Source organism: Actinomyces sp. HMSC075C01 (genome assembly GCF_001812965.1).
GTDB lineage: Bacteria > Actinomycetota > Actinomycetes > Actinomycetales > Actinomycetaceae > Actinomyces > Actinomyces acetigenes.
In genome coordinates this window covers 71,459-90,376 of sequence record NZ_KV810992.1, presented here as the reverse complement: position 1 = coordinate 90,376, position 18,918 = coordinate 71,459, and the positions used below count along the sequence as shown (strand labels likewise).

Sequence of the window (18,918 nt, the reverse complement as noted above, 5' to 3'; positions counted from 1 at the left end):
AGGGTGCGCATGGCGCGCCCTACCTCATCGAGGCTCCACTCCATCTCGTACTCGCCGGCCAGCTCAGCCAGGTCCTTCTCCAGCTCCACGCGCGGCACGGTGGTGAGCACCTGGACCCGCATGAAGAACAGGCCCGTGGAGGAGTCCCCGAACTGCTTGGACTCGGTGATGTTCCCGCCGCGCCGGGCCAGCGCCCCCGTGACCGCGTGGACGATGCCGGGGCGGCGGGGGAGGGCGCCGACGGCGTGGCGGGAGCCGTCGCGGTCACGGGTGCAGTCATACCGCGCAGCCTACCCAGCCGCGCGGCGCCCCTCCGAGTCGGGGCGGCCTCCGCCTGCCCCGCCGTCGGGCCTCCCATAGCGCAGCGCTCCCGCCGCACCGAGGGCGCTGAGTCCGACGACGATGAGCCCCACCCCGCCGACGCCACAGACCGCCGTCGTCCCGTAGCCCGGATCGAGCATCTGGATCGCCACCGCCGCCGTGATGACGACCATGAGGGCCACCGCCACCGACTGGATCCGGCGCTCGCGCCGGGAGCGGGCGTGGATCGCGGCGATGAGCGAGCTCGCCGCGAAGTACAGGCCCACGAGCACGCTGAGGGCCTCCACCGTGTCTGTGAAGAGCCCCTCGGAGACGAAGAGCAGGCCCGTCCAGGCGACCGAGGCGGCCGTGACCACCGCCGTCGTCCAGGAGGTGGAGCGCAGGCGGCCCGCCCAGGAGGGGACCTGGCGGGCGTCGGCCATCGCCTCGATCCCGCGCGCCGTCGGCACGAGGGTGGAGCCCAGGCTCATGATCGCCGAGGAGACCACCGCGACGCGCACCACCAGATGCCCCGTCACAGGAGCGGGGTCGACGGCGCTGTACGCCGTCCCGCCCACGGCGAAGAACCCCATGAGCCCCAGCATCGTCAGCGCGGTGACCCGCTGCGGCGCGCCTGCGCCCGTGACATCGGTGAGCGCGAAGATCGCGTCGAAGCCCCAGTAGGCGAAGACCGCCAGCAGCACCGCGTGGAACCAGTCGAGGGGCGAGCCAGTCATGGGCGCCAGGCGCACCCCGCCCCCGGCCACGAGCCCGGCGCAGACGATCGTCGCCCCGAGCCCCGCGATGACGGCGAGGTACTGCAGGGCCGCCATGAGCCGCAACTCGTAGAGGTCGATGAGGGCGGCGAGCGCGGTGAGCACCGCCGCCAGGGCCGCCTTGAGCGCCGCCGGCGCCGCGGGGGCGAGCAGGTCGGCGGCCACGTAGGCCATGCCGGAGGTGGCGATGACTCCGGTGGCGGCCAGGCAGAAGCCCGCGAACCACCCGGTGCGCGGCAGGGCGCGCCGCACCCATGTGTAGACGCTGCCCTTGTGCGGGTCGCGCCGGTCGTTGGCGCTCATGCCCGCGGCCACGAGGGCGGCGGGGATCGCCGCCAGGAGGTAGACGACGGCGGTGCCCGAGCCGACCAGCGCGGCGATGAGCGGCGCGGTCACCATGATCGAGTACCACGGCGCCGTGGCCGACAGGGCGAGCGCGGATCCCTGGAGGACGCTCAGGCGCGGGCCGCCAGCCGCGCCGCCACCCGGATCGCCCGGGCCTGAGTGCGCGCTGCCGGCCGCGGTCCCACGCGCGCCCCCGCCCTCGCGCGGAGGGCGCGGCGGCGTCGTCGACCCGGGTGCCAACACTGCTCCCGGCGCCTAGAGGCGGATCCGGTTGGGCACGAACCGGCAGTAGTAGTCCGTGATGGGGCCGTCGGACTCGCGGATGCCCAGGCCGTAGCACTCGTCGCCCACCATCCATGTGCCCAGGACCGGGCGGTTGTGCAGGTGGTCGGAGCCGGTGAAGTCGGGGAGCTTGCAGAACTCCTGGATGACATAGCCCTCGATGCCCCAGCCGCCGGGCTGGACGATGTGCCGGCCCTCCCCGTGCAGCTCGATGTTCGCGCCCTCGCGGGCGTGCAGGGGCTTGATGACGTACTCGGACATGCCCATCGTGTCGTGTCGGGCGCGGGCCTCATCGGGGTACATGTAAGTGGGGATGAGGTTGGGGTGGTTCGGGTAGAGGTGCCACAGCGCCGCGCTGAGCGCCTTGGTGGACAGGAACATCGTCCAGGCGGGCTGGAACCAGTAGTCCGGCTTGAGCGCGCAGATCGCGGGGCCGAACTCCTCGAACATCATCTCCTCCCACGGGTAGAGCTTGAAGATGGCCTCCAGGTGCCTGTTCTTCCCATCGGTGAAGCGGGCGGTCTCCCTGTCCAGCCCGAGCTGCTTCATCTCCACGAGAGTGCTGGTCAGGCCCGCTTGGATGGCGGTGTCCATGAGATAGCCCGTGGTCATGAGGTCCTCGCCGGAGTCATCGGCGTCGGTGTAGGCGAAGTGGTACATGTGGGGGCGCAGGCCGTGGAGGCGCCCGAGGTGGTCGTCGATGCGGCCCCACTGGGCGATGAGCTCCTCGTGGATGCCGTTCCACTGGTCGATGCCGGTCACGCCCGCCTTCAGATGGACGTCCTCGTGCCAGTACCACTGGATGAGGGCGGCCTCCACCAGCCCCGTGGGGGTGTCCGCGTTGTACTCCAGCATCCGGGGCGGCCGCCCGTCGTTGCCCGAGTAGATGAGATCGAAGCGCGAGTAGAGCGAGGGGTCGTCGCGGTCGAGGGAGACCGTGGCGTACTCGATGGCCTCTCGCGGGATGCCCAGGTTGAAGGGCGAGCCCGGCTTGAGCGACTCCTCGGCGAGGAAGCCGGCGGCGTCCTTGGCCATCATGTGGAGGTTCTCGCTGGTGCGCTCCAGGAGGTCGACCTCGTCCATGGTCAGCTCGTAGCAGGCGAACTCGTTCCAGTAGCTCGTGTTGATCCCCGTGGCGGGGTCGGTGGTCTCGGAGAAGACGAGGCCCTGGTGGGCGATGGTGTCGCGCCACCCGGGGCGCGGTGAGGATGGGACGCGCTGCACTCAGGACCCCGATCCGCCCTTGGAGCCCGAGCCGAAGCCCCCGTGGCGGGTGCCCGAGCCCCGCGAGTAGGAGCCCCCTGAGCGGTCCGAGGTGGTGACCTTGCTGCTCGACGACGGCTTGGAGTCGCTGTACCCCGAGGGCACCTTCTGCCCGACCCCGGGCGCGCTCACCGAGGAGCCGCGCGAGATCGGCATGTAGACCCAGTGGGGGTGGGAGTGGGAGTGGGAGGCCGGGCCCGTGTCGTCGTCGCACTTCTTGTCCTCGACGCGCTCCCCCGTGGCGGGATCCTTGCAGACCTTGACGTAGTCGGCGTCGGTGTTGCCGTTGTCGGAGGCGCAGCCGGCGATCCCCGCGATCCACAGCGCCGCTGCGGCGGCGGTGACGGCGGAGACCACGACCCGTTGGCCTTGGATCCTCGTGTGCATCCCTCGTCCTTCCTGCGCCGCGCGGGAACAGGGAGCCCGACGCCATACGGCCCTAGCCTAGGGGCGGGCGCCGCGCTCGACAACGGCGCTGGCACGGCAGCGCTCCCCATGGCCCCCATACGGGGGCCATGGGGAGCGCTCAGCCCTGGCGGGCCTTGAGGCGGGGGTTCTTCTTGTTGATGACGTAGGTGTGGCCGCGGCGTCGGACCACCTTGGACCCCGGCTGCTTGGCCAGGGACCGGATCGAGGCACGAACCTTCATGTCGGCTCCTTTCCTTCTTCGTGTCCAGTGAGGGCGGTGAGAGATCGACGGGGAGGGGCGGTGGCGCCCCGCCGGAGCGCCTACCGCTTGCGCTTGCCGTAGCGGCGCTCGAACTTCTCCACCCGGCCGGCCGTGTCCAGGATGCGGCCCTGGCCGGTCCAGAACGGGTGCGAGGCGCTGGAGACCTCGACGTCGTAGACCGGGTAGGTGTTGCCGTCCTCCCACTCGATGGTCTCTGACGATGTCAGGGTCGAGCGGGTCAGGAAGGCGAAGCCTGCGGACTTGTCGCGAAAGACGATGGGCTGGTAGGTGGGGTGGATCCCAGGGCGCATACGAGCTCCTTGGATGGGGGTGAATATGAGAACTGACGTGGTGAACGAATGCCGGCGGCGGTGCTGAGAGGGGAGCGGCTGAGGCTGCGCTGCGCCGCAGGCCCCGGCGGGTGCGGGCCCACAGACCCACCCCGCCCGCACCCGCCTACCAGGAGGACTTGACGATGCCCGGCAGCTCGCCGCGCAGCGCCATCTCGCGGAAGCGCACTCGGGAGGTCCCGGTGACGCGCAGGTGGCCGCGCGGGCGACCGTCCACCGCGTCACGCCGACGCAGGCGAGTGGGGGAGGCGTCTCGCGGCAGCGCGTGCAGCGCCGCCATCGCCTCGTCGCGCTCGTCCTGGCTCAGGTGAGGGTTGACCGAGGCCCGCTTGAGCTCGGCGCGGCGCTCGGCGTAGCGCTCCACCACCTGCTGGCGCCGCAGCTCGGCGGCGATCTTGGACTTCTTGGCCATCAGCGCGACTCCTTGTACTCCACGTGCCGGCGCACCACCGGATCAAACTTGCGCAGCACCAGCCGGTCGGGGGTGTTGCGGCGGTTCTTGCGGGTCACGTAGGTGTGGCCCGTCCCCGCGGTGGAGACCATCTTGATGATCGGCCGCAGGTCCTTTCCCTTGGCCCCGCTCATGACAGCTTCTCCCCTCGGGCGAGCATCTGAGCCACGACGACGTCGATGCCCAGCTTGTCGATCGTGCGGATGCCCTTGGCTGACACCGTCAGGCGCACGGTGCGCCCCAGGGACGGCACCCAGTAGCGCTTGCGCTGCAGGTTGGGGTCCCAGCGCCGGGGCGTGCGCTTGTGGGAGTGGGAGACGGACCGGCCGAAGACAGGCCGGGCCCCCGTGACTTGGCAGTAGGTGGTCATGACGAGCATGATATAAGAATGATTCTCAGTTTCGTCAACTCTGCTGGAGGACCTCGTGACCGATCCCTCGGATGACTTTGCCGGCAACCTCGCTGACATCCCCGGCTCCCCGGCCGACGGCCGGCACACCCTGGCCGTCATCGGCGCCGTCGACCCCGCCCTGCTGGACCTGGTCGACCTCGCCCTGGCCGGCCAGGACGCCGTCGTCATCCGCGCCGGGCTCCACTTCGGCGCCGACGACGAGGTCGGCAGCAGCGACGCCGACGACGACCTGGTCCGGCTTGTCAGTCACAGCTCGGCCGAGGGCTTCGACGACGAACCGGTCAGACTCGACGTCCCCATGCCCTCCACCTGCCCCACCTGCTCCCTGCGGGAGGTCCTGGCCGCCGTCGCCCAGGACCGTGCCGCCCAGGACCCGGGCGGCACCACCGTCATCCTCCTGCCGGCGGCCATCGAGCTCGCCCACCTCCTGCCCGGCCTGGCCGAGGAGCTCGCCGGCACCGGCGCGAGACTGGCCGGAGCCGCCCACGTCCTGGACGCCACGACCGCCCTGGACGAGCTCCTCGAGCACCGCCTGCTGAGTGCCTTCCCCGGCGACTGTCGCTGCACGGGCGCCGTCCACCTGACCAACCTCGGCTACGCCGACGTTGTCCTGGCCCTGGGGCGCGATGAGGACCCCGCCGGGGCCGACCTCATCGAGCACCTGCGCCCCCATGACGCCCTCCTGCTCCCGGGGCTCGACGCACCGCTCCTGGAGACCCTCACTGCCCTCACCCACGACGTCGCCGCCTCCTTGAGCCGCATCCACCCCGCCACCACCAGCGCCTGGGGCGGCCCCGACGAGCATGGTGTGTGGACCCTCGACCTCAGCGCCTCCCTGCCCTTCCACCCCGAGCGCCTGCGCTCCCTGGTCGTGGAGCTCGCCGGTCAGGGCCTGTGCGCTCGCGGCTGCTTCTGGCTGCCCAGCCGCCCCGGTCGGGTGTGCACCTGGGAGGTCGCCGGAGGCGCCGTGAGCGTCGGTGACGCCGGTACCTGGGCGGAGGTCCCAGCCGCACCCTCCAGCTGCGGTGACGACACAGCCGGCGAGCCCCGTTGCCACCTCGTGGTCACCGGCGTCGGGGACGAGGAGATGCGCGAGCAGGTGCGCCGCGCCTTCGCCCGGATCCTCCTGCGTCCCGAGGAGATGGCCCAGGCCCTGGCCTGGATCGGTGCCGACGACGGCCTGGGCGACTGGTTCGGGCAGGAGGGCTGAGCGCCCGCTGCCGCCGTGCGAGCCCCGCCCCCAGGCGGCACATGGCGGCACATGGCGACGCTGGGAGGTGCGGCGTGGTCGGCATGAGGTGGCATGGGGAGACGCCGGGCTGCACTGTGCACTAGGGGGGCGGCACGGCTGGGCCCCGGCACGGTAGGGTGTTCCCGTCGCGACTGGCGCCGGGTGGATCACCACCGGGGAGCGGCACGAACACGACTCCGGGGTCGCCCGCCTGGGCCACGGATCGCCCACCAGTGCGCGCACAGCCGCCTGCCATGGCGCAGCGTGCGCCCCACACCTGAGGAGAGACATGACCGCGCAAGCCGTCACCCCGTCCCTGAACCAGCCGCTGGCCGAGCTCGACCCGGACATCGCCGAGGTCCTCACCGGTGAGCTCGCCCGCCAGCGCGAGACCCTGGAGATGATCGCCTCGGAGAACTTCGTTCCCCGGGCCGTCCTGGAGTGCCAGGGCTCGGTCCTGACCAACAAGTACGCGGAGGGCTACCCGGGGCGCCGCTACTACGGCGGCTGCGAGGTCGTCGACGTCGCCGAGTCCCTGGCCATCGAGCGTGCCAAGGCCGTCTTTGACGCCGAGTGGGCCAACGTCCAGCCCCACTCCGGGGCTCAGGCCAACGCCGCCGTTCTCCACGCCCTGGCCACCCCCGGTGACACCCTCCTGGGCCTGTCCCTGGCCCACGGCGGCCACCTCACCCACGGCATGAAGATCAACTTCTCCGGCAAGAACTACAACGCCACCGCTTACGGCGTGGACGAGACCACCATGCGCATCGAGATGGACCAGGTGCGCGAGGCCGCCCTGCGCGAGCGCCCCTCGGTGATCATCGCCGGCTGGTCGGCCTACCCCCGCCACCTCGACTTCGCCGCCTTCCGCTCCATCGCCGACGAGGTCGGCGCCGCCCTGTGGGTGGACATGGCCCACTTCGCCGGGCTCGTCGCCGCCGGCCTGCACCCCAACCCCGTTCCGCACGCCGACGTCGTGTCCACCACCGTCCACAAGACCCTGGGCGGCCCCCGCTCCGGCATGCTCCTGTCCAGCCGCGCCGAGCAGTGGGGCAAGAAGCTCAACTCCGCCGTCTTCCCCGGCCAGCAGGGCGGCCCCCTCATGCACGTCATCGCCGCCAAGGCCGTGGCCATGAAGATCGCCGGCACCGAGGAGTTCCGCGAGCGCCAGGAGCGCACCGTGCGCGGCGCCGCCATCATCGCCGAGCGCCTGGGGGCCGACGACGTCAAGGCCGCCGGCGTCAGCCTGGTCACCGGTGGCACCGACGTGCACCTGGTGCTGGTGGACCTGCGCGACTCCTCCCTGGACGGCCAGCAGGCCGAGGACCTCCTGCACACCGCCGGCATCACGGTCAACCGCAACGCCGTCCCCTTCGACCCGCGTCCCCCGCGCGTCACCTCCGGCCTGCGCATCGGCACTCCCGCCCTGGCCACCCGCGGCTTCGGTGACGCCGAGTTCACCGAGGTCGCCGACATCATCGCCGCCACTCTCGTCCACGGAGCCGCCGGCACCGCCGACGACGAGACCCTGGCCGCCCTGCGCGGTCGCGTGCGCGCCCTGACCGACGCCTTCCCCCTCTACCCGGGGCTGGACCAGTGAGGGCTCCCTGGAGCGGGGCGGCCCGGGTCCTGGACGGCAAGGCCACGGCCGCCGCCCTCAAGGCCGAGCTCAAGGAGCGTGTCGCGGCGCTGCGCGAGCGCGGCGTCACTCCCGGCCTGGGCACGGTCCTGGTGGGGGAGGACCCCGGCAGCGTCAAGTACGTTGCCGGCAAGCACGCCGACTGCGCCGAGGTCGGCATCCTCTCCATCCGTGAGGACCTGCCGGCCAGCGCCACTCAGGCGGAGGTGGCCGCCGCCGTCGACCGCCTCAATGCGGATGATGCCTGCACCGGCTACATCGTCCAGCTCCCGCTGCCGGCGGGCGTGGACACCAACGCGATCCTGGAGCGCGTGGATCCGGACAAGGACGCCGACGGCCTGCACCCCACCAACCTGGGGCGCCTGGTGCTGCGGGCCTCGGGGCCCATTGACTCGCCCCTGCCCTGCACGCCGCGCGGCTGCATCGAGCTCGTGGAGCGTCACGGCATCGACCTGGCCGGCCGCAACGTGTGCGTCGTCGGGCGCGGGGTCACGGTGGGCCGCTCCATCGGCCTGCTCCTGGGCCGCAAGGACGTCAACGCCACCGTGGACATCTGCCACACCGGCACCACGGACCTGGCCGAGCACGTGCGCCGGGCCGATGTCGTTATCTCGGCGGCCGGCAGTCCCGGCATCATCACCCCGGAGATGGTCGCCCCCGGCGCCGTCGTCCTGGACGTGGGCGTCTCGCGCGTCGTCGATCCGGCCACCGGCAAGGGCCGCATCGCCGGTGACGTCGCCGACGGCGTCGACGAGGTGGCCTCCTGGCTCTCACCCAATCCCGGCGGCGTGGGGCCCATGACCCGTGCCCTGCTGCTGGCCAACGTGGTCGAGACCGCGGAGCGCTCGCTCTGAGGAATGCCGTCCTCGTCTGACCGGCCGATAACCTTGAGGTCATGACGGACGAGTCCCACGGCGCCCATCCCTCCCATGCTGACCACCCCACCCATCCGGCTGAGTCGGCAGGCTCCCCGAGCTCTTCGGAACCTGAGCCGACTCAGCCGGAGGCGTGTCCGCCGACCCCTGCGGACGCGGCGCCTGTGTCGCCCTCGCCGGAGGCGACCGGCCCCCAGGACCCGCAGCCGCGCAGGACCGGCCTGCGGCGTCGGACCCTCATCCTCGGCGCGGCCGGCGCCGGCGCCCTCGTCGTGGGCGGAGCTATCCTGGTGCGCTGCACCACGGGGCGCCGGAGCTCGCCGACGCCCACGGCCACCGACTCGCCGGCCTCGGCCGCCTACCGTCCCGCCTACCACTACAGCCCCGCCACGGGGAATCTCGCCGACCCCAACGGCCTGGTTCTCTATGAGGGCGAGTACCACCTCTTCCATCAGCAGGACGGCACCTGGGGTCACGCGATCAGCTCGGACATGGTGCACTGGAAGCGACAGGGGACGGCCCTGGAGCACGACGCGCAGGGCCTGGCCATGTCCGGCAGCTGCGTCGTCGACGGGGCCAACACCTCCGGCCTGGTCACAGGCGGCGGCATGGTCGCCGTCTACACCTCCACCGAGGGCGGTGAGGCCCAGTCCCTGGCCTACTCCACCGACCAGGGGAGGAGCTGGCAGCGCTTCTCCGGCAACCCCGTCATCCCCAACGACGGGCGCAAGGACTTCCGCGACCCCAAGGTCTTCTGGCACGAGGACTCCAAGGCCTGGATCATGATCGTCTCCGCCGGGGACCACGTCTCCCTGCTGCGCTCCACCGACCTCAAGGCCTGGAGCCACGCCAGCGACTTCGGCCAGGGCATCGGCTCGCACGCCGCCGTGTGGGAGTGCCCCGACCTCTTCCCCCTGACCGACTCCAGCGACGGGCGCACCCGCTGGGTCATGACCCTCTCAGTGGGCGCCAACGAGGAGACGGCCGGCTCCACCGCCCAGTACTTCATCGGCGACTTCGACGGCTCCGTCTTCTTCCCCGAGGACCGCGACACCCGCTTCACCGACATCGGCCAGGACTTCTACGCCGCCCAGAGCTTCGAGCACGTCGAGGGCCGCCGCGTGTGGATGGCCTGGCTGGGCAACTGGAGCTACCCCTACTCCCTGCCCACCGGGGACTGGCGCGGCGAGATGAGCATCCCGCGCGAGCTGTCCCTGACCACCATCGGCGGCAAGCGCACCCTCGTGCAGACACCCGTCCCCGAGCTCGACGCCCTGCGCGGGCGGGCCACCGACCTCTCCGGCCTCAAGGCCACCGACACGGTGACGGCTCTGGGTGCGGGCCGCACGGTCGAGATCGACCTGACCCTGGACGTCTCCCAGGCCTCCGAGGCCTGGCTGGGACTGGCCCGCGGCACGGTCGACGGCAAGACCCAGGAGGTGCGCGTCGGCGTCGACATCTCGACCGGCACCCTCTACCTGGACCGCACCGACGGCGGGCTCACGCAGGTCGACGGCAAGGACGAGGGAACCACCACCGACTTCGCCCTGCGCCGCCAGACGCAGTACCACCCCACCGGCTCCGCAGTGCGTCTGCACCTCTACCTGGACCGCTCCAGCCTCGAGGTCTTCGTCGACGACGGCGCCACGGTCGGCAGCCTCCTGGTCTTCACCGCCCCCTCCTGCCAGGAGATCGTCCTGGGCGCCAAGGGCACGGCCACCATCACGTCGGGCAGCCTCACCCCACTGGCCGCAGCCCTGTAGGCGTGCTGCAGGACGCTCGACGACGGATGATGACGGCGGGGCCGTCGGAACAGGTGTTCCGACGGCCCCGCCTCCTGCTCAAGCAGTGATGCCCTGAGAGCGGCGCCTACTTCAGTCGCTGCGGGCGGGTGTCACCGCCGTTGGAGCGGGCCCGGTCGGAGGGGATGTCCGCGAAGCCCCCCAAGCCGTTGGTGCCGTAGGTGCGGTCCACTGAGGTGGTGTCCCCGGAGATGTTCAGCTTCACCGTCGGGGCCAGCGAGCCTCCGCGCACCGGGTTGCCGTCCTTGTTGCCGCCGATGGAATCGATGAAGGACTCCACCAGGCCGCCGGGCATGACGTAGTGCGAGTAGGACTGGAAGGTGTACGGGCTCTGGTTGAAGTCCGGCGAGTAGGGCTTACCCGGGTTGAAGTTGAGGTTAATGGGGTTGCCCAGCGCAATACCCGTGTTCTGGTTGAGCGGCTTGTAGTCGCTTCTCAGCCCATCGCCCACGAAGCCGTAGACGCCCTCAGGGCCCTGGAGCCCGTCGGCATAGGTCTCCCGGTGCGAGATCGTGAACAGGTAGTACTTGCCGTCCTGGAAGTAGATCTGCGGCCGCTCAGTCTGGTCATTGACGCAGTTGCCGCTCAGCAGCGGAGGCAGGTACTCCCACTGAGTCATCGCCTTGTTCTTGGCCCGGGCCAGACCCACGTTGGCCAGCTGGTAGCGGCCGCCGCGCTGGTTGACCGCCTCGACCGTCTCCGCCTTGGGATCGCCCTGCTCATAGCCGAGGTCCTCCGCGGTGCAGGTGGCCACAGCGGTGTTCTGACCGGCCTTGGCCGCGGCATCGACGTACTGCTGCTCACGCACGAAGGCCGAGTTGCCCTCGAAGACCATGTACTCGGTGGGGTCCGAGGGGTTGTTCTGGTCACGGAAGGTGAAGGGGTCGCGGAAGTTCACGCCCGGGTTCTGCTCGCGGGTCTGGTAGTACTTGCCGTCCGGGACGAGCAGCTGGTGCTGGGTGCGGAAACCGGTGAGCCACACGCCGTTCTCGTCAGCGTAGATGCGTCCCTCGGACTGCACGATCCGCGGGTCGTAGGGCTTGGACGACCCGCCGTTGCCGTCCTGACCGTAGCCCCCGTCACCACTGCCACCGGTGGTGGTGTTGTAGAAGGCCACCGAGGTGTAGAACATGCGGATCTTGTTGCCCTCCATGAGGCGGGCCGAGCCGGACCACTCGGTTTGGGCCGTGAAGCTCTGATCCTCGAAGATCGAGCCGGAGGCGCCGTCGGGGAAGACGTGCCCACCATAGATCCACCCGCCGTTGGAGCTGCTGGCGCCGTCGGCCGAGGAGGTCTGCGTGCCGGCCTTGCGGTAGAAGAAGCCCAGACGTGCGTGGGTGTGGCGGTCGTCGAAGGTGTAGCCGGCGTGCCGGTCGGCCACCAGGGAGAAGGCGATCTCCCAGCCGTTGTAGGAGATCTGGTGGGCGGCCTCATCGGTCAGCGTCCAGGTGTCCCACACCCACACGTCGTCGCTCGTGGCCGGGAAGCCGTTGGAGATCTCCGGCATCGTGAGCTGTTCGGGCATCGAGTTGGTGCCCGACGGCGCATTGGGGTTGGAGACCCGCTGGATCTGCATGGCGTCAGCACGGGTCCACTTGGCGGTGTAGTTCTCCTCGACCCCGTGCGCCGCACCGGTGTGCTTGGTGGCGTTGGCCCAGCCGGGGTTGTCGGCCTTGAAGCCCTTCGCGTCCTGGGCGGCGGCCCCACCAGCGGCCTGCTGGTCGCTCTGACCCGCCTGGCCCTGCTCAGTTGGGCTCTGGCTCGCCTGCGCCTGGCCGGCAGGGGCCTGGTCGTTCTTCTGGGCCGCTCCCGCCTCGGGCGAGGCCTCGGCGGTAGCGGTAGCGGTAGCGGTAGGGGAGGCGCTGGGGGAGGGCGCCTCATCGGCGAGCGCGGTGGTGCCGGACCCGGCCACCAGGAGTCCAAGCGTCAGCGCCGCGGCCAGTCGTCTGCGACGGGCGCGGAACGAAGTGTGTGTCACGGTCATTGTCCGTACTGTCCTTACTCATGAGGGATGAGGGTGTCAGTGCGCCGTGAGCCGATGTTCGTGATCTCCCAGGCCCAACCTTAGGAGAACCTGGAGGTGGAGGGACAGGTCTTTGGGCCGCTCTGTCAATATCGGGACACTGCCACCAAAGACGTAGGCCCAGCATTCCCAGGGTTTCTTGAGGTTTTCGGAACTTTGGTGACATAAACCACAGGCCAAAGTGTTATCGTCCGGTTAGTCTTGAACGCGTTCTCCGTGAGCTGTCTGGTCTCCCAGCCTGTCGGTTCAGGTGGTCGTCCGCTGCCGGGCGGCCCCGTGTCTAACGGAGATCCTGTGAATACTCTTCCCATCCGTCTGCGACGGTTATCCGCATCAACAATCGCTTTCCTGGCTGCGCTCGCCCTGAGTGCGGCCAGCCCGGCGGTGGCCGCTACAGCGCCGAACACGGCGGGGCAGTCCACCACCTCCCTGCGTGACACCTCCACGGTGAGCGCCCAGTCCCTGGCTCAGATGGTCGCCGGTCCGAAGGCGATAGTCTCCAACGCATCCGTCTCCGGCAAGGACGTCCAGATCGGCACCGTCAAGGGCCTGCCCGGTGACGGCAACGCCATCACCGAGGGCGTCGCCCTGTCCACCGGCTCCCTCATCGACCCCGATCCCACAGCCGACTCCGATACCGACATCACCCGCTCCGCGGTCCTGGGACCCAACGACGCCCTGGACACCACCGGTGACTTCGGCGTCGTCGAGGACCCGGCGGGACTGGCCAAGGTGGCCGGCACCGACGTCTATGACGAGGCTGTCCTGGAGTTCGACGTCACCGCCACCAGCTCCAACATCGTCCTCTACTACAGCCTCGGCTCCGAGGAGTACGCCGGCGCCACCGAGGGCACCCCTGCCTCCTGGCAGTCGCGCGGATACAAGGACCCGCTGAGCATCCAGGTCAACGGCACCGAGTGCGCCCACGTCCCCGGCACGCAGACGGCCGTGAGCGCCGCCTCGATCAACGAGTCCTCGAACGCCGCCTACTACACGGCCAATGTCTCGGGACACACGCCGGGACAGATCCCCGTGGAGTTCAACGGCTACACCTCCGCCCTGCCCTGCCAGGCCTCCGTCACCCCGGGGCAGAAGGTGCACGTGCGCGTGGCCATCGCCGACGCCCAGGACGGTCAGCTCGACTCCACGGTTCTTCTGCGCACCCAGGGACTGGGCTTCACCGACAAGCCGATCACCGACCCCTGTAACGCCAAGGCCGGCACCTGTGACATCCCCGGCAATGGCAAGGGCTCCAACGGGAACGGTTCGAACAACGGCAAGGACTCCACCCCTCCGCCCGGTCAGGGCAAGCCGGGTGTGACCGACTACAGCGCCGCCTCACCCACCGCGAGCCCTAAGAAGACTGTGGCCGGTCTGCCCCTGACCGGAACCCAGGCGCTTTTCCTGGGAGGCATCGCCCTGCTGCTCCTGGCCGGCGGCGGTGTGGCGCTCATGCTGCGTCGTCGTCGCCTGACCGGCTCTGAGGCCGGCTGACAGAGGCTGCGGCCAGCAGACGGCTGACGGGGTGGATGAGGCTCTCCTCATCCACCCCGTCGTCTGGGTCTGCGGCTCACTGCTGTTGGGCGCTCAGTCCTCCTCCGACCGGGAGACGCGACGCGCCGCCAGCTCCTTGGCCAGCATCGCGCAGCCCAGGATGCACAGCGGCATGGAGGCCAGCCACAACAGGGTGCTGATGCGGGACAGCAGCGAGGTCTGAGCCAGGACGGGCAGGACGGCGGCGATGACGATGACCGCCATCCACACACCGACTCGCCGTGCACTGCGCGGTTTGCGGACGTCGTCGGGACTCATGGCACCGATCCTCTCACCCGGTGATCTCGAACCTGTGCTCATCCAGGCAGCCGGCACGCAGGTCGGTCACGGTGAGCCGGCGCACCGAGGCCCACCTGGGGCCGTGCCGCAGCCACGCGATCAGCCGGCCCACGGCCTCCGGCTCACCCTGGGCCATGACCTCGACGTCGCCGTCGGGCAGGTTACGGACCCGCCCCACCACCCCCAGCTCCTGGGCGGTGTAGGCGCAGTGGTAGCGGAAGCCCACCCCCTGGACCGTGCCCTGGACCAGGACGTGAACGGTTCTCACAGTGCTGGCACTCAAACCGGCGTCGCTCATGGCTCTATCGTCTCAGGCTCAGGGCCGAGCACGTAGGCTTGCCGTCATGCGTATCGCCACCGTCAACGTCAACGGCATCCGGGCCGCCGCCCGCAAGGGCATGGGGGAGTGGCTCGCCGCCTCAGCCCCCGACATCCTCCTGCTCCAGGAGGTCCGGGCCGACGAGCAGATCGCCGTCGACCTCCTGCCCGGCTACGAGGCCGCCATCTGGCCGTGCCGCATCAAGGGGCGTGCGGGCGTGGGCGTCGCCGTGCGCGACGGCGGCCCCGCCACCCTCGGCGAGCTGCGTTACGGCGTGGCCGCCCCCGGCACCGAGGAGCCCGACGTCGACTCCGGCCGCTGGCTCGAGGCCGACCTGAGCCTTACCGGCTTCGACGGCATCGAGCGGCTCACCGTCATCTCCGCCTACCTGCACTCCGGCCAGCTGGGCACCGAGAAGATGGACCAGAAGTACGCCCACCTCGAGCTCGTTGACGCTCGCATGGCCGAGCTCCTGGCCGCCGCCCGCGACGGCGGCCCCCAGGTCGTCATGGCCGGGGACCTCAACGTGGTGCGCTCCGAGCGCGACATCAAGAACTGGAAGCCCAACCACAACAAGATCGCCGGCGTCATGGACGAGGAGATCGCCCACCTGGAGGGCTGGTTCGCCTCCGGCTGGGTGGACGCCTCGCGCCACCTCGTGGGGGACGAGGAGCAGGGGCCCTACACGTGGTGGTCCCAGCGCGGCAAGGCCTTCGACAACAACGCCGGCTGGCGGATCGACTACCAGGTCCTCACCCCCGTCCTGGCCGAGCGGGCCCACAGCGTCACTGTGGACCGGGCGCCGGACTACGCCTCACGCTGGTCCGACCACGCCCCGCTCGTCGTCGAGTACCGCTGACGTCGCGGTTGACCTTGTCGGAGAACACGTCGGGGTCGGGCACTTGAACGGCCCGACCCCGACGGCCTCTCAGTAGCGGATCGCGTCGATCGGCCGGATGCGGGTGGCCACGATCGCCGGGATGATGCCCGCCAGCGCGCCCACGGCGGTGGCCGCGATGAGGCCGATGACGGCCGCCACCATGGGGAAGGGCGGGGTCGTGGTCACCGGGATGCCCAGGAAGGTGCCCAGTGGCGTGACACGCATTCCCACGATCGCGATCCCGATGCCGACGACGCCGGCGACCACGGTGGCCACCACCGACTCCAGCATGATGGAGAAGAAGATGCGTCGGCTCGTCGCCCCGAAGGAGCGCCGCACCCCGATCTCGTGGATGCGTTGACGCACGGTCACCAGCGAGATGTTGACCAGGCTCAGGGCCCCTAGCAGCATGACGAACACGCCGGCGGCCGTGACCACCTGGGTGAAGGTGTTCGCGCTGGAGGTGAAGCCACCGCCCTGGAGGTTGTCCTCGGCCTGGGTCGAGCCCTGACCGAAGCGCGCGTCCAGGTCCTTCTTGGCCAGGCTGGCGACCTCCTTCGCGCCGTCCTGACCGGCCCAGATCTCCAGTGTGGGGGCGGGACGGGCGGCGTCCTTGGGCAGCCAGCGCTCATAGGGCGTGTTGAGAGCGAAGGCGGTCACGGGCTGGGTGCACGGCAGGTCCTTGTCCCGCTCGGGATCCCCGGAGCAGCCGATGAGGGAGAGGTCCTCCGCCTCCAGCACGCCGACGATCGTGAAGGAGGTCTGCACCGGGGAGAAGGAGGTGACGGTGATCGGCTCGGTGAGCTGCTGGATCCCCATGGCGTCGAGGAAGCCCCGGGTGACGACCATGCTCGGGGAGAGGTCGTCCTCGTCCTGGGCCGTGAACCAGCGCCCCTGGGAGATGGTCTTGTGGTGCAGGAGCCCGTAGCTCAGGCTCACGGTCTGGGTGGGCACGCTCCGAGCGCCGTCGGGGAAGGAGAATCGGACGTTGGAGGTGTAGGTCGTCGCCCAGGACTTGACATCGTAGCGCTCGACGAAGCTGTTCATCGCCCCCGAGATCTTCGCCGCGGTCGCAGCGCTGGTCGTGGAGCCTCCGCCCGCGCCACCGGCACCGCCTGCGCCATTCGCACCACTTGCGCCGTTCGCACCTCCTGTGCCGCCTGCACCGTTGCCGCCGCTTGAGTCTCCGCTGGTGCTCGACTCGGGTGCGTCGTCGGCCTGGAGGGCCTGGTCCAGGCCCTTGCCGGTGGGGCTGACGTTGATCGTCACCGTGCCCGGGCGGCCGGTGTACTTCTCGCTGACCTTGTTGATGGCGTCGACGGAGACCTGCCCCAGGGCGATGACGAAGGTCATGGCCGCCACCGCCGCCGCCACGCCCACCAGGGACAGCAGGACCCTCAGCTTGCCGATGCGCAGCTGGGCCCAGGCCTCGACGATGGCGCCGAAGAATCCGGTGAGAATGCCGTTCATGAGGTTCCTTCGTGGCTGGTGGGCGCAGACGGGTAGGGGGATGTTGGAGGGGCGACGACCTCACCGAACTCCTCCAGGCTGCCGACCTTGCGACGCGTGACGGAGATCGGGGTGAGGGTGCCGTGGTCAAGCCGGTACTGGGTGTGGGCGCGGCCGGCCACAGCCAGGTCGTGCGTGATAATGATGAGGGCGGCGCCGTTGTCGGCGCACTGGCGCTCCAGGAGCGTCATGACCGAGTTGCCGGTGTCGACGTCGAGGGCGCCGGTGGGCTCGTCGGCCAGGATGACGCTGGGGCGCCGGGACAGCGCCCTGGCGATGGCCACCCGCTGCTGCTCGCCTCCCGACAGGCGTGAGATGGGCGAACCCACCTTGTCTCCCAGGCCCACGGCCTCCAGCAGCTCCGCGGCCCGCGCGCTGCGGGTCCAGAAGGCTCTGCCGGTGTCGTACAGGAGCGGGGCTGCCACGTTCTCGGTGGTGGTCAGCCCCGGGATGAGGTTGAAGGACTGGAAGACGAAGCCGAAGGTTTGCCCCCGCAGGTGGGCTCGGCGGCTCTCCCCGAGCCGGGAGGTGTCGGTGCCGGAGAGCGTGTAGCGGCCCGACGTCGGCTTGTCGATGAGGCCCAGGATGTTGAGCAGGGTGGACTTACCCGTTCCCGAGCGTCCCACGATGGCCACGTGCTCACCGGGGGAGACGCTCAGGTTGACTCCCGTGAGGATCTGCAGGGGCTCGGAGTCGGGAACGGTGAAGGTGCGGGTGATCTCCCGCAGCTCCAGCAGCCCGCTCACAGGATCTCCTTGCCTTCGGAGTCGTAGCAGGCGGAGTTGTCCGGCTCGCAGGTGTCCGGCGTCCCGGTGCGGCGCGTGTCCTTGTTGGGGACGAACTGCAGGACCTGCTGGTCGGCCTTGAGGCCGGCGGTGATCTGGATGTTCGTACCGTCCGTGATCCCCAGCTTCACAGCGGTCTTGACCGCCTTGGAGGTGTCCCCGGACTCGGGAACCAGCCACACGAAGCCCGAGCCGACCTTGCCCTCCACGGCGGTGACCGGAACCGTCAGGGCGTCAGAGGCGCTGCCGGCGTCAACGCTGATGGTCACCGGCATGCCGGCGAAGACCTTCTGGTCGCCGGGAACCGCGCAGCGCATCTCCACGCTGGTGCCGTCGCCGGAGGTGGTCGTCGTCGAGCCGTCCCCGCCGGTGGTCGTGGAGGTGGAGGCCTTGGTACCGACCTTGAGGTTGTTGCACTGGAAGGGCGCCGGGCCCCCTTCCAGGGTCAGGGTCGCGGCAGTGGGGGCGTTGGTGAGCCGGTACTGCTGCGCGGCGCTGACGGTGCCGGTGGCCGAGTAGGTCGAGGGGGTGATGGTGGCCACGACGACGCCGACGCTGGTCTCCTGCTGCTTGATGACCTTGGGGTTCACGGTGCCGCTGACGGGGGCGTAGATCGTGGACCAGGTCACCTTGTCCTCGGTCGGGGTCTGGGTGACGTTGCCACTCTCATCGGTCTTGGTCACCGGAGGTTGGGACTCGGAGTGCTTGATGTGGAGCAGCGGGTCGCCGGCACTGACCTGGCTGTCCTTCTCCACGACGACGGAGTCCACCACGCCGGCCAGGTCGGCCTGGACCTCGACCGTGGCGTCCTGGACGATGTGCCCCTTGACCTCAACCTTGTTGGCGATGCTGCCCTTGGTCACGGTGGCGGTCTTGACATCAGCGGCGTAACCGGGAGAGATGTCAGCGGTGGTGCCGTCGCTCTGCGAGGGGAAGAAGGCGATCTTCACCAGGGCGACGGCGACGACCACCGCGATGAGGGTCTTGAGGGCGGGCCAGACGAAGCGCTTCACGGCGTCCTCCATGGAAGGCAACGGAATCAGCACCGGGAAGAAAGACCGGGATCCTGATTAATACACACAGAGACTATGGCAGGGGTAGTTGCCTGACCTCATCCTGAAGGAGGAACGCTGAAAGCCCTCTCCAACCAAGGTTGGAGAGGGCTGATCGCCG

Annotated in this window: 20 protein-coding genes, 1 pseudogene and 1 riboswitch; of the genes and pseudogenes, 6 read left to right on the top strand and 15 right to left on the bottom strand. The window is 70.0% G+C overall.

Annotation, left to right across the window (positions count from 1 at the left end):
• From purU to rpmB, 9 genes and pseudogenes are all read right to left on the bottom strand, one after another.
• Positions 1-230 (bottom strand): annotated as a pseudogene (purU, locus tag HMPREF2883_RS15850) (formyltetrahydrofolate deformylase); the annotation flags it as partial.
• Positions 231-290: 60 nt separating this feature from the next.
• Positions 291-1,664 (bottom strand): APC family permease, encoded by a 1,374-nt coding sequence (locus HMPREF2883_RS06990; protein ID WP_141759064.1) that lies wholly within the window; start codon positions 1,662-1,664, stop codon positions 291-293.
• 12 nt (positions 1,665-1,676) lie between these two features.
• Positions 1,677-2,927 carry a glutathionylspermidine synthase family protein gene (locus HMPREF2883_RS06985; RefSeq protein WP_070660179.1) on the bottom strand — a complete coding sequence of 417 codons (1,251 nt, stop codon included), beginning with the start codon at positions 2,925-2,927 and terminating at the stop codon, positions 1,677-1,679.
• Complete coding sequence (locus tag HMPREF2883_RS06980; RefSeq protein WP_070660176.1) at positions 2,928-3,353, bottom strand: hypothetical protein; 426 nt, start codon at positions 3,351-3,353, stop codon at positions 2,928-2,930.
• Between the two features lie 139 nt (positions 3,354-3,492).
• A complete protein-coding gene (gene ykgO / locus HMPREF2883_RS06975; protein ID WP_003782012.1) occupies positions 3,493-3,615 on the bottom strand; it encodes a type B 50S ribosomal protein L36 in 123 nt (40 codons plus the stop codon).
• Positions 3,616-3,695: 80 nt separating this feature from the next.
• Positions 3,696-3,947, bottom strand: coding sequence for a type B 50S ribosomal protein L31 (locus tag HMPREF2883_RS06970; RefSeq protein ID WP_070660174.1), 252 nt, complete (start codon positions 3,945-3,947; stop codon positions 3,696-3,698).
• A gap of 145 nt (positions 3,948-4,092) precedes the next feature.
• Positions 4,093-4,398, bottom strand: a complete 306-nt coding sequence (gene rpsN / locus HMPREF2883_RS06965) for a 30S ribosomal protein S14 (RefSeq protein ID WP_070660171.1) — start codon at positions 4,396-4,398, stop codon at positions 4,093-4,095.
• A complete protein-coding gene (rpmG, locus tag HMPREF2883_RS06960) occupies positions 4,398-4,571 on the bottom strand; it encodes a 50S ribosomal protein L33 (RefSeq protein WP_003789591.1) in 174 nt (57 codons plus the stop codon). The genes rpsN and rpmG overlap by 1 nt, the downstream gene beginning before the upstream one ends.
• Positions 4,568-4,807 (bottom strand): 50S ribosomal protein L28, encoded by a 240-nt coding sequence (gene rpmB, locus HMPREF2883_RS06955; protein ID WP_003789593.1) that lies wholly within the window; start codon positions 4,805-4,807, stop codon positions 4,568-4,570. The genes rpmG and rpmB overlap by 4 nt, the downstream gene beginning before the upstream one ends.
• A 55-nt stretch (positions 4,808-4,862) precedes the next feature.
• Here rpmB and HMPREF2883_RS06950 point away from each other — a divergent pair, with 55 nt between their 5' ends.
• The 4 genes from HMPREF2883_RS06950 (at position 4,863) to HMPREF2883_RS06935 (ending at position 10,357) form a co-directional block, all read left to right on the top strand.
• Positions 4,863-6,059, top strand: a complete 1,197-nt coding sequence (locus HMPREF2883_RS06950; RefSeq protein ID WP_070660169.1) for a CobW family GTP-binding protein — start codon at positions 4,863-4,865, stop codon at positions 6,057-6,059.
• A gap of 159 nt (positions 6,060-6,218) precedes the next feature.
• A riboswitch (ZMP/ZTP riboswitch) is annotated at positions 6,219-6,304 on the top strand.
• Between the two features lie 65 nt (positions 6,305-6,369).
• Positions 6,370-7,680 (top strand): serine hydroxymethyltransferase, encoded by a 1,311-nt coding sequence (glyA, locus tag HMPREF2883_RS06945; protein ID WP_070660166.1) that lies wholly within the window; start codon positions 6,370-6,372, stop codon positions 7,678-7,680.
• On the top strand, positions 7,677-8,573 hold the full coding sequence (locus tag HMPREF2883_RS06940; RefSeq protein WP_070660163.1) for a bifunctional methylenetetrahydrofolate dehydrogenase/methenyltetrahydrofolate cyclohydrolase: 897 nt from the start codon (positions 7,677-7,679) through the stop codon (positions 8,571-8,573). The genes glyA and HMPREF2883_RS06940 overlap by 4 nt, the downstream gene beginning before the upstream one ends.
• Before the next feature lie 41 nt (positions 8,574-8,614).
• Entirely contained in the window at positions 8,615-10,357 is a 1,743-nt protein-coding gene (locus HMPREF2883_RS06935) for a glycoside hydrolase family 32 protein (RefSeq protein ID WP_070660160.1), read from the top strand.
• Between the two features lie 106 nt (positions 10,358-10,463).
• Here the strand turns inward: HMPREF2883_RS06935 and HMPREF2883_RS06930 are convergent, their stop codons facing one another.
• The gene (locus HMPREF2883_RS06930) at positions 10,464-12,380 is read right to left on the bottom strand and encodes a glycoside hydrolase family 68 protein (protein WP_070660157.1); all 1,917 of its coding nucleotides are present in this window, start codon (positions 12,378-12,380) and stop codon (positions 10,464-10,466) included.
• 333 nt (positions 12,381-12,713) lie between these two features.
• Here HMPREF2883_RS06930 and HMPREF2883_RS06925 point away from each other — a divergent pair, with 333 nt between their 5' ends.
• Positions 12,714-13,913, top strand: a complete 1,200-nt coding sequence (locus HMPREF2883_RS06925) for a choice-of-anchor L domain-containing protein (protein WP_070660155.1) — start codon at positions 12,714-12,716, stop codon at positions 13,911-13,913.
• Positions 13,914-14,006: 93 nt separating this feature from the next.
• Here HMPREF2883_RS06925 and HMPREF2883_RS06920 read toward each other — a convergent pair whose 3' ends face one another.
• Both HMPREF2883_RS06920 and HMPREF2883_RS06915 read right to left on the bottom strand, forming a co-directional pair.
• Positions 14,007-14,231: a hypothetical protein gene (locus tag HMPREF2883_RS06920; protein ID WP_070660152.1), complete on the bottom strand. Its 225-nt coding sequence runs from the start codon at positions 14,229-14,231 to the stop codon at positions 14,007-14,009.
• A gap of 13 nt (positions 14,232-14,244) precedes the next feature.
• On the bottom strand, positions 14,245-14,550 hold the full coding sequence (locus HMPREF2883_RS06915; RefSeq protein WP_070660149.1) for an acylphosphatase: 306 nt from the start codon (positions 14,548-14,550) through the stop codon (positions 14,245-14,247).
• A 46-nt stretch (positions 14,551-14,596) separates the two neighbouring features.
• On the opposite strand from HMPREF2883_RS06915, the gene HMPREF2883_RS06910 reads away from it, so the two are divergent.
• Entirely contained in the window at positions 14,597-15,430 is an 834-nt protein-coding gene (locus HMPREF2883_RS06910) for an exodeoxyribonuclease III (RefSeq protein WP_070660146.1), read from the top strand.
• A gap of 69 nt (positions 15,431-15,499) precedes the next feature.
• Here HMPREF2883_RS06910 and HMPREF2883_RS06905 read toward each other — a convergent pair whose 3' ends face one another.
• The 3 genes from HMPREF2883_RS06905 to HMPREF2883_RS15765 are packed head-to-tail and all read right to left on the bottom strand — an operon-like array spanning position 15,500 to position 18,770.
• Positions 15,500-16,921, bottom strand: coding sequence for an ABC transporter permease (locus HMPREF2883_RS06905; RefSeq protein ID WP_070660143.1), 1,422 nt, complete (start codon positions 16,919-16,921; stop codon positions 15,500-15,502).
• The gene (locus HMPREF2883_RS06900) at positions 16,918-17,706 is read right to left on the bottom strand and encodes an ABC transporter ATP-binding protein (RefSeq protein ID WP_070660140.1); all 789 of its coding nucleotides are present in this window, start codon (positions 17,704-17,706) and stop codon (positions 16,918-16,920) included. Before HMPREF2883_RS06900 ends, HMPREF2883_RS06905 begins: the two co-directional genes overlap by 4 nt.
• Positions 17,703-18,770 carry a permuted SH3 domain-containing protein gene (locus HMPREF2883_RS15765; RefSeq protein WP_070660137.1) on the bottom strand — a complete coding sequence of 356 codons (1,068 nt, stop codon included), beginning with the start codon at positions 18,768-18,770 and terminating at the stop codon, positions 17,703-17,705. Before HMPREF2883_RS15765 ends, HMPREF2883_RS06900 begins: the two co-directional genes overlap by 4 nt.
• Between the last annotated feature and the right edge of the window lie 148 nt (positions 18,771-18,918).

Bases quoted from the DNA above. Each gene is read 5' to 3' on its own strand.
- HMPREF2883_RS06980 (WP_070660176.1), bottom strand. From the start codon at position 3,353: ATGCACACGAGGATCCAAGGCCAACGGGTCGTGGTCTCCGCCGTCACC.
- ykgO (WP_003782012.1), bottom strand. From the start codon at position 3,615: ATGAAGGTTCGTGCCTCGATCCGGTCCCTGGCCAAGCAGCCGGGGTCC.
- HMPREF2883_RS06970 (WP_070660174.1), bottom strand. From the start codon at position 3,947: ATGCGCCCTGGGATCCACCCCACCTACCAGCCCATCGTCTTTCGCGAC.
- rpsN (WP_070660171.1), bottom strand. From the start codon at position 4,398: ATGGCCAAGAAGTCCAAGATCGCCGCCGAGCTGCGGCGCCAGCAGGTG.
- rpmG (WP_003789591.1), bottom strand. From the start codon at position 4,571: ATGAGCGGGGCCAAGGGAAAGGACCTGCGGCCGATCATCAAGATGGTC.
- rpmB (WP_003789593.1), bottom strand. From the start codon at position 4,807: ATGACCACCTACTGCCAAGTCACGGGGGCCCGGCCTGTCTTCGGCCGG.
- glyA (WP_070660166.1), top strand. From the start codon at position 6,370: ATGACCGCGCAAGCCGTCACCCCGTCCCTGAACCAGCCGCTGGCCGAG.
- HMPREF2883_RS06935 (WP_070660160.1), top strand. From the start codon at position 8,615: ATGACGGACGAGTCCCACGGCGCCCATCCCTCCCATGCTGACCACCCC.
- HMPREF2883_RS06930 (WP_070660157.1), bottom strand. From the start codon at position 12,380: ATGACCGTGACACACACTTCGTTCCGCGCCCGTCGCAGACGACTGGCC.
- HMPREF2883_RS06920 (WP_070660152.1), bottom strand. From the start codon at position 14,231: ATGAGTCCCGACGACGTCCGCAAACCGCGCAGTGCACGGCGAGTCGGT.
- HMPREF2883_RS06915 (WP_070660149.1), bottom strand. From the start codon at position 14,550: ATGAGCGACGCCGGTTTGAGTGCCAGCACTGTGAGAACCGTTCACGTC.
- HMPREF2883_RS06910 (WP_070660146.1), top strand. From the start codon at position 14,597: ATGCGTATCGCCACCGTCAACGTCAACGGCATCCGGGCCGCCGCCCGC.
- HMPREF2883_RS06905 (WP_070660143.1), bottom strand. From the start codon at position 16,921: ATGAACGGCATTCTCACCGGATTCTTCGGCGCCATCGTCGAGGCCTGG.
- HMPREF2883_RS15765 (WP_070660137.1), bottom strand. From the start codon at position 18,770: ATGGAGGACGCCGTGAAGCGCTTCGTCTGGCCCGCCCTCAAGACCCTC.